Source organism: Microbacterium istanbulense (assembly GCF_037204145.1).
GTDB classification, from domain to species: domain Bacteria; phylum Actinomycetota; class Actinomycetes; order Actinomycetales; family Microbacteriaceae; genus Microbacterium; species Microbacterium istanbulense.
This window is the reverse complement of the sequence record NZ_JBBDGN010000001.1, coordinates 397,815-409,702: the sequence shown is the minus strand read 5'-3', so window position 1 is coordinate 409,702 and position 11,888 is coordinate 397,815. Positions and strand designations below refer to the sequence as shown.

Here is an 11,888-nt window from a genome sequence, read left to right as displayed (position 1 = left end):
CACCGGCCCCACGGGTGCGCATGCTGTCGTGGTGACCAAGATCTTCGTGAATCTCCCCACCACCGACCTCGACCGCAGCAAGGCCTTCTACGAGGCGCTCGGCTGTGAGATCAACCCGCTGTTCACCGACGAGAACGCCGCCTGTGTCGTGTGGAGCGAAGACGTGTTCTTCATGGTGCTCACGCGTGAATACTTCGGCACGTTCACCGACAAGACCGTGGTCGACGCGAAGGCGGCCGCGCAGGTGCTCGTCGCGCTCAGCCGCGATTCGCGCGACGACGTCGATGACGTGCTCGCGAAGGGTCTCGCCGCCGGCGGTTCCGAGCCGCGCGAGCCGCAGGACCTCGGATTCATGTACTCGCGCGACCTGGAAGACCCGGACGGCAACGTGCTCGAGTTCCTCTACATGGACCCGGCCGCGGCCGAGCAGGGCCCCGAGGCCTTCCTGGGCGACCAGAACTGAGAGACTGCGGGCTCTGGGCGGGGCTCAGAGCCCGAGCAGCACCTCGATCACCTGCGCCACGCCGTCGTCGACGTTGGCCGGTGCGATCTCATCGGCGACGTCTTTGACGACATCGACCGCGTTGGCGACCGCGACGCCGCGCCCCGCCCACTGCAGCATCTCGAGGTCGTTGAGGGCGTCACCGAAGGCGAGCACCTCTGCGCGGTCGACCCCGAGCCGCGCGCACACCTGCGCCAGCCCGGTCGCCTTCGACACGCCCTCGGCCATCACCTCGACGAACGGCGCCCCCGACATGGTCGCCGCGAAACCGGTCACCCCCGCCGCCTGCACCGCCGCGTAGATCTCCGGGATGGGCAGCGACGGATGCCGGATCACGAGCTTCAGGCTCGGCGCCGACACCACCTCGGCCAGAGGCACGCCGCCCATGAGGCGCGGGTCGCGCTTGTGATCGGCGAAAGCTGCCAGGTCGGCGTAGCCCTCCTGCACGACGAAGCGCTCACCGGCATCCTGCACGCTGGCGAACACGAGGTCGGGCAGCACGGCCTGCAGGGCGGCGGCGAGCTCCTGCTGCACCGCGGCGGGAAGCTCGTCGGCGAACAAGCGCTCGCCGGTCGTCAGGTGCACGCCGTAGGCGCCGTTGCCGCACAGCGCCCAGTCGTCAAAGCCCGCCTGCTCGGCGATGGGCCGCAGGCCGATCGGCTGCCGTGCGGTCACCGGAATCGTCGCGATGCCGGCCGCGCGGGCGGCGTCCAACGCGCGCCGGGTGCGCGGCGTGACCACACCCGACCCGTCGGCGGCCGAGCGGTCGAGCAGCGTGCCGTCCAGGTCGGTCGCGATCAGCCGCACAGCCATGACGGCGCTCAGGCGAAGATCATCGGCAGATCATCATCGTCATCCGCGCCGCCGAGGTCGAGGTCGACGACCACCGGCACGTGATCGCTGGGCTGTTCGCCCTTGCGCTCCTCGCGGTGGATGGATGCCCCCGTAACGGCATCGGCGAGCGGCTGTGAACCGAGGATGAAGTCGATGCGGATGCCCTCGTTGCGGGGGAACTTCAACCGCTGGTAGTCCCAGTAGGTGAACCCCTCGGGCAGCAGCGGGCGGACGACGTCACTGACACCGGCCGACTCCAGGGCGAAGAACGCCTCGCGCTCGGCGGGGGAGACGTGCGTGGAGCGACCCACCACGATGTCGGGGTCGCCGTTGTCGTGGTCGAACGGGATGATGTTGAAGTCGCCGACGAGGGCGAGCGGCTGCGCCGGCTTCGCGGCGATCTCGGCCGCCGTAGCCGTGCGCAGGGCGTCGAGCCAGTGCAGCTTGTAGGCCAGGTGCGGGTCATCGAGCGAGCGCCCGTTGGGCACGTACAGGCTCCACACCCGCACACCGTTCACGGTCGCGCCGAGCGCGCGGGCCTCGAGCGGAGCATCCGGCCCCTCATGCCCCTTGGCGAAACCGGGCATGCCGGCGAACGACGTCGCGACGTCGGTCATCGGCTCACGGCTGGCGATCGCGACGCCGTTCCACTGGTTCAGCCCATGCACCTCGACGTGGTAGCCGGCCTCTTCGAACGGCGCGTACGGGAACTGCTCCGGCTTGCACTTGATCTCCTGCAGCGCGAGCACGTCGATGTCTTCACGCACGGCGAAGTCGACGGCCCGCCCCACGCGGGTGCGGATCGAGTTGATGTTCCAGGTGGCCAGACGCATGCATCCAGCCTACGGGCGGCCACCGACCTCACCGGCGCGCTGCTCGTGCTTCTTCGCCCGCCGCAGAGCGTGCAGCAGTGGTTCGGTGTAGCCGTTCGGCTGCACGCCGCCCTCGAGGATCAGCCGGCGGGCGGCGGTGAACGCGATGCCGGGGGCGGATGCCGCATCATGCGCGAGCGGTTCGTAGTGCGGATCGCCGGCGTTCTGGGCATCGACGACGGCCGCAAGACGGTGCAGGCTCGCATCGACCTCGGCCTCGGTGATCACGCCGTGCTCCAGCCAGTTCGCGAGCAGCTGGCTGGCGATGCGCAACGTGGCGCGGTCTTCCATGAGGGCGACGCCGTGGATGTCGGGCACCTTCGAGCATCCGACGCCCTGATCGATCCAGCGCACCACGTAGCCGAGGATCGACTGCACGTTGTTGTCGAGCTCGGTGGCCACGACCTCAGCGGTGAGGGCGCCGGCAGGCGCGAGCGGCGGCACGAGCAGGGTGTTCAGGCTCGTGTCATCAGCGGCGGTCGCCCCCTGCCGCTGCGCGAAGGCGTCGAGCTGGTGGTAGTGCAGGGTATGCAGGGTTGCTGCCGTGGGTGAGGGCACCCAGGCGGTCGACGCGCCGGTGCGCACGTGGGCGATCTTCTGCTCGAGCATGTCGTGCATGAGGTCGGGCATCGCCCACATGCCCTTGCCGATCTGGGCTCGGCCGTCGAGGCCGCTGGCGACGCCGATCGCGACGTTGCGGTCTTCGTAGGCCTGCATGAACGGCTGCGTCTTGATCGCGGCCTTGGGCAGGAACGGGCCGGCCAGGCGCGAGGTGTGGATCTCGTCGCCGGTGCGGTCGAGGAAGCCGGTATTGATGAACACCACCCGGTCGGATGCCGCGGCGATACTGGCGGCGAGGTTGGCCGAGGTGCGACGCTCCTCGTCCATGATGCCGATCTTCAGGGTGCGCTCGGGCAGGCCGAGAAGCTGCTCGACGCGACCGAACAGCTCCACCGCGAAGGCGACCTCGTCGGGACCGTGCATCTTCGGCTTGACGATGTACATCGACCCGGTGCGCGAGTTCGCGCCGCGTCCGGTCAGGTCGGGCAGGGAGCCGAGCGCGGTCATGATCGCGTCGAGGATGCCCTCGAAGATCCACTCGCCGTCGCGGTCGAGCACCGCGTCGGTGCGCATGAGATGGCCGACGTTGCGCACGAACAGCACCGAGCGTCCGGGCAGGGTGAGCTCACCGCCGGCGGGTGTGCGGTAGGTGCGGTCATCGGCGAGGCGCCGGGTGAACGTGCGCCCGCCCTTGGTGACCTGCTCGGTGAGGGTGCCGTCCATGAGGGCGCGCCAGTTGCGGTAGCCGAGGGCCTTGTCGTCGGCATCCACCGCGGCGACGGAGTCCTCGAGGTCCATGATCGTGGTGATCGCCGACTCGACGAGCAGGTCCTGAATGCCGGCGGCATCCGTCTGCCCGATTCGGCCTGCACGGTCGATCACGATCTCGATGTGCAGGCCATGATGGCGCAGCAGGATGGCCGTCGGGGCTGACGGGTCGCCCGCGAACCCGACGAAGGCGGCCGGGTCGGCGAGGCGGCGGATGCCGGATGCGGTCGCCACGGCCAGCCCCTCGTCGTCGACGGTGTAGCCGGTGGATGCCGCGTGGGAACCGTCGGTGAGCGGCGCGATGGTGTCGAGCAGCTCGCGACCGCGGCGGATGGCCTCGTCGCCGCGGGCCCGGTTGTAACCGTCGCCGGGGGCGAGGTCGCCGCTCTGGTCGATCGCGTCGGTGCCGTACAGGGCGTCGTACAGCGAACCCCAGCGGGCGTTGGCGGCGTTGAGCGCGAAGCGGGCGTTCAGCAGCGGCACCACCAGCTGCGGACCGGCCGTGCGCGCGATCTCGGGGTCGACCCCGCTCGTCGTGATCGTGAACGGCTCGGGTTCGGGGGCGAGATAGCCGATGTCACGGAGGAAACGGCGGTACTCGGCCGGGTCCGGCAGGCCGGGGGAGGCGTGGTGGTACGCGTCGATGCGTTCCTGCAGTTCGTCGCGGCGGCGCAGCAGGGCGGCGCCTCGCGGACCGAGGTCGTGCACGATTGCGCTCACGCCCTGCCAGAAGGCCTCGACGTCGAGACCGGCGGCGAGCAGGGACTCCTCGGCGAAGGCCGCGATCGGCTCGGCGACCGTGAGGTCGTGTCGGGTGGCAGTGGCGACAGTGGCGGGGGTCATGTCGCCACTGTAAGAAAGAACTTCGCACTGCGGAGTCGCAATTCCGTATCGTGGAAGTCATGACGAACCCCACCGGAGACGTGCAGTCCGTCGCCCGCGCCTTCGATCTGCTCGAGGCGCTCGCCGCATCCGAGGGTGAGGACACGCTCGCCGCTCTCGCCGACCGCTGCGGCCTCGCTGTGCCCACCGCGCACCGGCTGCTGGGCACCCTGCAGCGGCGCGGCTACGTGCGCCGGCTGGAGGACCGTCGCTATGCGCTGGGGGCGGGGCTGATCGGCCTGGGCCGGGTCGCCGTGCCGCCGCTGGCGGATGCCGCAATGCCGGTGCTGCGCGAACTGGAGGATGCCTTCCACGAGACGGCGAATCTCGCGGTGCTCGACGGCGACCTCGTGCTGTACGTGGCGCAGGTGCCCTCACGCCAGCGGATGCGCATGTTCACCGAGGTCGGCCGTCGGGTGCTGCCGCACTCCACCGGGGTGGGCAAGGCGATGCTGTCGGCCATGGCCGAGCCGCATGTGCGCTCCCTCGTCGCGCGCACCGGGCTGCCGTCGTTCACGCCGTCGACCTTGACCGATCCCGACGCATTCGTTGCCGATCTGCGCGCGTCACGGCACCGCGGCTTCGCCGTCGACGACAGCGAGCAGGAGGTCGGGGTGCGCTGCATCGCGGTGGTGGTGCCCGGGCTGCCCTCGCCGACGGCGGTGTCGATCTCGGGTCCGGCCGCGCGCATCACGGATGCGATCGTGCCCGAGGTCGTCGAAGCCCTGCAGGCTGCGGCGGCCCGGCTCGCCGAGGCGTGATCGCTCGACTCAGCCGTCGGCCGGATCTGCCAGTCCCATGAGCACGCCGCGGGCGAGCGTGTGGAAGTGCCGGTTGAACCCGAGGATCGCCGGCGTCTCGGTGCCGTCGAGCCCCAGTGTCTCGACGTCGAGGGCGTCGACGACGAAGAAGTAGCGGTGCACGCCGGTGCCTGCGGGCGGGGCGGCGCCTACGAAGCGCTGGGACCTGACCTCGTTCGGCATGACCTTTGCGCCGGCAGGCAGCATCGCCGTCGTGCCGTCGCCGGAAGGCAGCGCGCGCACGTCGACGGGCAGGTCGAACGCCGCCCAGTGCCAGTAGCCTGAGCCGGTCGGGGCGTCGGGGTCGAAGCACGAGATCGCGAAGCTGCGGGTGCCCGCCGGGGGCGTCGACCATTCGAGCGCCGGTGCGCGGTCCTCGCCGCCGCGCGCCGCCGACCACGCGAAGCGGGGCAGCAGGCCGCCGCCCTCGAAGTCGGGACTGGTGAGCATCAGCGGGGGCACGGGGCGCAACGCGTCGAGTTCGGCATAGGGGTCGTACGAGAACATGTGGCCTCCCGGCATCCGTCATCGCCACGATAGGCGAGCCGTCACGCCACGACCAGCCCGAATACACTGGATGCCGTGACTGCCACCGACCGCCAGAACCTGCTCGACCTCATCACCGCAGAGGCGGTGTTCCACGGCGACTTCACGCTTTCCAGCGGCAAGAAGGCCAGCTACTACGTCGACATGCGCAAGCTCACGCTCGACCACCGGGCCGCGCCGGCGATCGGGCGGGTCATGCTCGATCTCATCGGTGATCTCGACGTCGTGGCCGTCGGCGGCCTCACGCTCGGCGCCGATCCGATCGCGAACTCGGTCATGCACGCCTCGGTCGCCACTGAGCGGCCGCTCGATGCGTTCGTCGTACGCAAGGAGCCCAAGGACCACGGCCGCGGCCGCCAGATCGAAGGCGCTGACGTCGCTGGCAAGCGCGTCGTCGTGCTCGAAGACACCTCCACCACCGGTCAGTCGGCGCTGAAGGCCGTCGAGGTGCTGCGCCGCGAGGGCGCGGAGGTCGTCGCCGTCGCCGTGATCGTCGACCGCAAGACTGGCGCCCAGGCCGCGATCGAGGCAGAGGGTCTGCAGTGGCTCGCCGCTTTCGACCTCGACGATCTGGGGCTGGACGCGCAGTGACGCGCTACGCGCTCGCGGTCGACATCGGGGGCACCAAGCTCGAGGCGGCGCTCGTCGCCGAGGACGGCGCGATCGTCGACGGCAGCCGTACGCGACGCCCGACCGGACGCACGGCGGATGCCGCGTCGCTCGACGCCGCTATCGATGAGGCCGTCGCGCACGCGCTCGCCGCGCTGCCGGAGGGTGGCGAGCTCGTCGGAGCCGGGGTCGGCAGTGCCGGGCCCATCGACCGCGCGGCCGGTGCGATCACCCCGGTCAACATGCCGCGTGCGCGCGGCTACCGGCTGGCGGATGCGGTCGCGCGTGCGGCATCCACCGTCGTCGGTCGCGAGGTCACGGCAGTGCTCGGACACGACGGCGGCGCACTCGCGCTCGCCGAAGCCTGGCTCGGGGCCGCCCGCGGGTCGAAGGCCGCGCTCTCCATCGTCGTCTCGACCGGTGTCGGCGGGGGATTCACCTTCGCGGGCGCGTATGCGCCGGGAGCCACCGGCAACGCCGGCCACCTGGGACAGGTGCGCCGCGAGGGCGGCCTGACCCTCGAGGAGATCGCGTCGGGGCCGGCCAGCGCCGCCTGGGCGCAGGCGCAGGGCTGGACGGGGGCGACGGGAGAAGACCTCGCGCGGGATGCCGCAGCCGGTGATCCGATCGCCCGGGCCGCGATCGAGCGGTCGGCGCGTGCCGTCGGTGAGGCGCTTGCGGATGCCGCCACGCTCGTCGACCTCGACGTCGTCGCCATCGGTGGCGGGTTCTCGCGCGTCTCGGACGACTACATCGATCTGGTGCAGCAGGCGCTGACGGCATCCGCCGTGCACGCCTACTCGCAGGCCACGCGCGTGGTGCGCTCGGGTCTGGGCGATGAGGGGCCGCTCATCGGCGCCGCGGCGCTCGTGCTGCGCTGACTCGCACCTCGCGCGGTGTGCGGGTTACGGCGCACCGCGGGGACGGTCGTCGTCATCCCACGGGCCCTCGTACCATTCGCCACGGTTGTCCCGCTTGGGGCGGCGCAGGAACTGCACGGCCACGAGGGTGAGGCTGGTGATGCCGATGCCGATCAGCACCATGAACAGGATGTCGTTCTGACTCATGGTCGTCTTCCTTCTGCGGCATCCGCCACGATCTTCACGATGCGCGCGGTGCGCGTCTCTGGGCGCTTCGCCGTCGCGATGTGGGTGAGTCCGAGCTTGCGCGCTGAGGGTGGGAACGCATCCCACGCCGCCCGAGCCGCGGGGTTCGCATCCAGCGCGGCGGTCAGCTCGTCGGGCTCGATGCCGGCCTCGGGACCGTCGAGCATCGTCCACGATCCGTTCGCCTTGGCGACCTCGACGGCGCGGATGCCGGCGGGCGCCAGCAGACCCTGCTCTTCGAGCAGCACGAGACGCGCCTTGTTCGTCGCGGCCCAGCCGCTGCCCGGGCGCCGGGGTGAGAACCACTGACCCACGGTCTCATCGTCGAAGGTGCGCACGGGGCCGTCGATCCAGCCGAAGCAGAGCGCCTGCTGCACGGCATCCTCATAACCGACGCCGGCGGCCGCGTTGCCGCGGACGCTGAGCAACCAGACGCCGTTCGGGCGCGTGTGATGCTCGTCGAGCCAGGCGCGCCAGGCCGCGGCATCCGCCGCCCTGATGCGCTCGCCGTCGTCGAGGGCGCCCATGTCAGCCTTCGGGCGAGGCGTCGGACACGAGGTCGGCCACGGAGTCGACGACCTCGTCGGGGCGGAACGGGTACTTCTCGATCTCGGCGCGGTCGCTGATGCCGGTGAGCACGAGGACGGTGTGCAGGCCCGCCTCGATGCCGGCGACGATGTCGGTGTCCATCCGGTCGCCGATCATGCCGGTCTTCTTCGAGTGCGCGCCGATCTTGTTCAGCGCCGAGCGGAACATCATCGGGTTCGGCTTGCCGACCACGTACGGCTCCTTGCCGGTGGCCTTGGTGATCAGGGCAGCGATCGCCCCGGTCGCCGGCAGCGGGCCGTCGGCGCTGGGCCCGGTGGCATCCGGGTTGGTGACGATGAAGCGCGCGCCCGCGTCGATCAGCCGGATGGCCTTGGTGATCGCCTCGAACGAGTAGTTGCGCGTCTCACCGACGACCACGAAATCGGGCTCGGTCTCGGTCATGATGAAGCCCGCGTCGTGCAGGGCGGTGAGGATGCCGGCCTCACCGATCACGAAGGCCGAGCCGCCGGGAACCTGCTGGGCAAGGAAGTCGGCCGTCGCCAGCGCCGAGGTCCAGATGCGCTCCTCAGGCACGTGCAGGCCGCTGGCGCGCAGGCGGGCCGAGAGGTCGCGCGCGGTGAAGATCGAGTTGTTCGTGAGTACCAGGTATGGCAGGCCCGCAGCCTCCCAGCCGGCGAGCAGGTCGGCGGCCCCGGGGATGGCGTCGTTCTCGTGCACGAGCACGCCGTCCATGTCGGTGAGCCAGCATTCGATCTCTTCACGATGTGCCATGGCATCAGCCTAGGCGGCGCAGATGAACGCGCGCAGAGGCGATATTCAGGCGGTGAGATTCAGGCGGTGAGCCAGATCACCTCGTCGGCGCCGTCGGGGAGCGCGGCATCCGTCCCGTCGAGCAGGACGGCCGTGTCGGTCACGCGGAGTTCGCGGCCGACGCCGACGCCGGCGGTCTCCAGGGCGCGCAGCAGCTCCGGGTCGCGGTCGTCGACGCGCAGCACCCGCCCACGGTGTCCAGCGGGGGCATCGGCGAGCAGAACGAACGCCTCGCGCGCGACGTGCCCAGCGGCATCCGGGATGGCGTCGCCGTGCGGGTCGAACCGGGGGCGTCCGAGGCGGGCGTCGATGCCCTCGAGCAACCGATCGCTGATGGTGTGCTCGAGCACCTCGGCCTCGTCGTGCACCTCGTCCCAGGCGTAGTCGAACTCGCGCACCAGCCAGGTCTCGATGAGCCGGTGGCGGCGCACCATCGCGAGGGCGCGGGCGGTGCCGGCATCCGTCAGCCGCACGGCGCCGTACGGCACGTGCGAGACGAGGCCCGCTGCGGCGAGCTTCTTGACCATCTCGGTGACGCTCGATGGGGCGATGCCGAGCTTTGCCGCCAGCTGCGAGGGGGTGATCGGCGCGTCCTGCCATTCGGTGTGGGTGTACACCGTCTTCAGGTAGTCGTCGGCCGCGGGGGAGTCCATCAGCCCGCGCTCCCGGCAAGGATGGCGAACACGGCGCCGCCGGCGAAGAAGAGGATCGCGAATCCGGCGAGCGCGGCCAGCAGGGAGAGCCGGCCGTCGTAGTCGTTCACGCCGCGCGTGCCGATCGCCCGCGCGCGGAACGCGAAGATGAGGGTGAGGATGCCCAGCGCCACCTGCACCCAGGGGCTGCCCAGCGGCAGCAGGTTCGGCCAGGCGATGAGCACGACGCCGAGGGCCGCGCATCCGAGGGCGATCCAGGTGCACAGGCGCATGGCGCGCCGCGCCTGGGAATCATCGCGGACGGGAGTCTTGGCCATGAGTCGAGCCTACCCGCGGGCCCGGGTGGCTCCTGGTGTCACGCCCCGGTGAGCACGAGCCAGAGCAATGTCGCGTTCAGGGCGATGAGCAGGGCCGAGAACAGGATGCCGAGGGCCGTCGTCAGGGGGCGATTGGCGTGCTCGCGCAGCGTGCGGCGCTGTGCGGTGAGAGTGACGAGTGGGATGAGCGCGAACGGGATGCCGAACGAGAGCACCACCTGGCTGAGCACGAGGGCGAGGGTGGGGTCGACGCCCGCGGCGAGGATGGCGAGCGCCGGGATGAGGGTGACCAGGCGCCGCGCGAGCAGCGGGATGCGTACCCGCAACAGGCCGTGCATGATCTCGGCACCGGCGTAGGCGCCGACCGAGGTGGAGGCGAGGCCGGAGGCCAGCAGGCCGACGGCGAACAGGGTGGCGATCACCGGGCCGAGGCCCTCGGCGAGAGCGGTGTGCGCGCCTTCCAGGGAGTCGGTGCCTTCCACCCCGGCGAGGTTGGCCGCCGCCAGCAGCAGGATCGCGAGGTTCACCGAGCCGGCGATCACCATGGCGGTCGTCACGTCCCAGCGGGTGGCGGTGAGCAGGGTGCGGATGCTGGGCGGATTGGGGTCGCGCGGGTCGCCGAAGCGGTCGCGGGAGAGGGCGCTGTGAGCGTAGATGGCGTGCGGCATGATCGTCGCGCCGAGGATCGAGGCGGCCAGCAGTACCGACCCGCTGTCGGTGAAGCGCGGCAGTAGTCCGGAGGCGACGCCCGCAGGGTCGGGTGGGGCGACGAACAGGCCGGCGACGAAGCCGATGACGATGATCGCCATGAGGCTGATGATGACGAGCTCGAACGGGCGCGGACCCCGGCGCGACTGCACCATGAGCAGGGTGATCGAGACGGCGCCGGTGATGGCGCCGCCGAGCAGCAGGGGGATGCCGAACAGCAGCTGCAGGGCGACGGCGCCGCCGATCACCTCGGCCACGTCGGTGGCCATCGCGACGAGTTCGGCCTGCACCCAGTAGGCGCGGCGCGCCCAGCGGTTGCGGATGCGGGAGCCCAGCACTTCGGGCAGGCTCTGGCCGGTGACGACGCCGAGCTTGGCGGAGAGGTACTGGATCAGCCAGGCCATGATGTTGCCGGCGACGACGACCCAGACCAGCAGGTAGCCGTAGCGGGCGCCGGCGGTCATGTTGCTGGCGACGTTGCCGGGGTCGAGATAGGCCACTCCGGCGACGAGGGCGGGGCCGAGCAGCCAGAGGCCGCGCGTCCGCTGGCGCAGCGGACGAAGGCGGTCAGCTCCCGCGATCGTCATCGATTTCGGCATACCGAAAGATTAGCGGAGGTTTAGGTGCGCCGAAAACGGGATGCGGCGGGATAGCCTGGCCGGATGGACGCTTCGACAGGCTCAGCGACCCAGGAGGGTGTGGGCTCAGCGACCCAGGAGGGCGTGGGCTCAGCGAGCGCCGACGGCGCCGGGTCAGCGAGCCAGCCGGGGTACGGGGCGGGTCCGTGGCCGGGCGGACGCGCGGAGTGGCCGACCGACCCCTGGTACGACCCGGAGCTGCTCGAGCGCGGCGACACCCGCAATGTCATCGACCGCTACCGCTACTGGCGGATGGAGGCGATCGTCGCCGACCTCGACACCCAGCGGCATCCGTTCCATGTCGCGATCGAGAACTGGCAGCACGACATGAACATCGGCTCGATCGTGCGCAGCGCCAACGCGTTCCTCGCCGATACCGTGCACATCATCGGGCGGCGGCGCTGGAACAAGCGGGGCGCCATGGTGACCGACCGCTACCAGCACGTCGTGCACCACGAGGATGTCGCCGGCTTCGCCGCGTGGGCCGCCGAGGCCGGCATCCCGATCATCGCCGTCGACAACGTCGGCGACGCCGTGCCCGTCGACAAGGCCGACCTGCCGGAGCAGTGCGTGCTGCTGTTCGGGCAGGAGGGGCCGGGGCTCTCGGCGGAGGCGCTGGAGGCGGCATCCGGACACATCGAGATCACCCAGTACGGCTCGACGCGCTCGATCAACGCGAGCGCGGCCGCCGCCGTGGTGATGTACGAATGGTGCCGCCGCTACGCCTGAGCAC

15 protein-coding genes are annotated in these 11,888 nt (G+C 70.9%); 5 read left to right on the top strand and 10 right to left on the bottom strand.

Annotation, left to right across the window (positions count from 1 at the left end; genetic code table 11):
- Positions 1–31: 31 nt before the first annotated feature.
- Positions 32–463 carry a VOC family protein gene (locus tag WDU93_RS02035; RefSeq protein WP_420064029.1) on the top strand — a complete coding sequence of 144 codons (432 nt, stop codon included), beginning with the start codon at positions 32–34 and terminating at the stop codon, positions 461–463.
- Positions 464–487: 24 nt separating this feature from the next.
- Here the strand turns inward: WDU93_RS02035 and WDU93_RS02030 are convergent, their stop codons facing one another.
- From WDU93_RS02030 to WDU93_RS02020, 3 genes are read right to left on the bottom strand one after another with little or no spacing between them, the layout of a single operon-like run.
- Positions 488–1,315 (bottom strand): HAD family hydrolase, encoded by an 828-nt coding sequence (locus WDU93_RS02030; protein WP_337316834.1) that lies wholly within the window; start codon positions 1,313–1,315, stop codon positions 488–490.
- An 8-nt stretch (positions 1,316–1,323) separates the two neighbouring features.
- On the bottom strand, positions 1,324–2,169 hold the full coding sequence (locus WDU93_RS02025; RefSeq protein ID WP_337316833.1) for an exodeoxyribonuclease III: 846 nt from the start codon (positions 2,167–2,169) through the stop codon (positions 1,324–1,326).
- A 9-nt stretch (positions 2,170–2,178) separates the two neighbouring features.
- Entirely contained in the window at positions 2,179–4,380 is a 2,202-nt protein-coding gene (locus WDU93_RS02020; protein ID WP_337316832.1) for a malate synthase G, read from the bottom strand.
- A 59-nt stretch (positions 4,381–4,439) separates the two neighbouring features.
- Between WDU93_RS02020 and WDU93_RS02015 the strand changes: the two genes are divergently transcribed.
- Positions 4,440–5,180, top strand: coding sequence for an IclR family transcriptional regulator (locus WDU93_RS02015; protein WP_337316831.1), 741 nt, complete (start codon positions 4,440–4,442; stop codon positions 5,178–5,180).
- Positions 5,181–5,189: 9 nt separating this feature from the next.
- Here the strand turns inward: WDU93_RS02015 and WDU93_RS02010 are convergent, their stop codons facing one another.
- Complete coding sequence (locus tag WDU93_RS02010) at positions 5,190–5,726, bottom strand: YbhB/YbcL family Raf kinase inhibitor-like protein (RefSeq protein WP_337316829.1); 537 nt, start codon at positions 5,724–5,726, stop codon at positions 5,190–5,192.
- A 75-nt stretch (positions 5,727–5,801) separates the two neighbouring features.
- Here WDU93_RS02010 and pyrE point away from each other — a divergent pair, with 75 nt between their 5' ends.
- Complete coding sequence (gene pyrE / locus WDU93_RS02005; RefSeq protein WP_337316827.1) at positions 5,802–6,356, top strand: orotate phosphoribosyltransferase; 555 nt, start codon at positions 5,802–5,804, stop codon at positions 6,354–6,356.
- Complete coding sequence (locus WDU93_RS02000) at positions 6,353–7,255, top strand: ROK family protein (RefSeq protein WP_337316826.1); 903 nt, start codon at positions 6,353–6,355, stop codon at positions 7,253–7,255. Before pyrE ends, WDU93_RS02000 begins: the two co-directional genes overlap by 4 nt.
- Before the next feature lie 24 nt (positions 7,256–7,279).
- Here the strand turns inward: WDU93_RS02000 and WDU93_RS01995 are convergent, their stop codons facing one another.
- The 6 genes from WDU93_RS01995 to WDU93_RS01970 are packed head-to-tail and all read right to left on the bottom strand — an operon-like array spanning position 7,280 to position 11,116.
- Positions 7,280–7,441 (bottom strand): hypothetical protein, encoded by a 162-nt coding sequence (locus WDU93_RS01995; RefSeq protein ID WP_337316824.1) that lies wholly within the window; start codon positions 7,439–7,441, stop codon positions 7,280–7,282.
- Positions 7,438–8,007, bottom strand: a complete 570-nt coding sequence (locus WDU93_RS01990) for a YdeI/OmpD-associated family protein (RefSeq protein WP_337316821.1) — start codon at positions 8,005–8,007, stop codon at positions 7,438–7,440. Before WDU93_RS01990 ends, WDU93_RS01995 begins: the two co-directional genes overlap by 4 nt.
- A gap of 1 nt (position 8,008) precedes the next feature.
- The gene (locus tag WDU93_RS01985) at positions 8,009–8,800 is read right to left on the bottom strand and encodes an HAD-IIA family hydrolase (protein WP_337316819.1); all 792 of its coding nucleotides are present in this window, start codon (positions 8,798–8,800) and stop codon (positions 8,009–8,011) included.
- 59 nt (positions 8,801–8,859) lie between these two features.
- Complete coding sequence (locus tag WDU93_RS01980) at positions 8,860–9,492, bottom strand: metal-dependent transcriptional regulator (RefSeq protein ID WP_337316817.1); 633 nt, start codon at positions 9,490–9,492, stop codon at positions 8,860–8,862.
- Positions 9,492–9,809, bottom strand: a complete 318-nt coding sequence (locus WDU93_RS01975) for a hypothetical protein (RefSeq protein ID WP_337316816.1) — start codon at positions 9,807–9,809, stop codon at positions 9,492–9,494. The genes WDU93_RS01980 and WDU93_RS01975 overlap by 1 nt, the downstream gene beginning before the upstream one ends.
- Before the next feature lie 38 nt (positions 9,810–9,847).
- The gene (locus WDU93_RS01970; RefSeq protein ID WP_420064028.1) at positions 9,848–11,116 is read right to left on the bottom strand and encodes an Nramp family divalent metal transporter; all 1,269 of its coding nucleotides are present in this window, start codon (positions 11,114–11,116) and stop codon (positions 9,848–9,850) included.
- Between the two features lie 63 nt (positions 11,117–11,179).
- On the opposite strand from WDU93_RS01970, the gene WDU93_RS01965 reads away from it, so the two are divergent.
- Positions 11,180–11,884, top strand: coding sequence for a TrmH family RNA methyltransferase (locus WDU93_RS01965; protein ID WP_337316814.1), 705 nt, complete (start codon positions 11,180–11,182; stop codon positions 11,882–11,884).
- Positions 11,885–11,888: the final 4 nt, after the last annotated feature.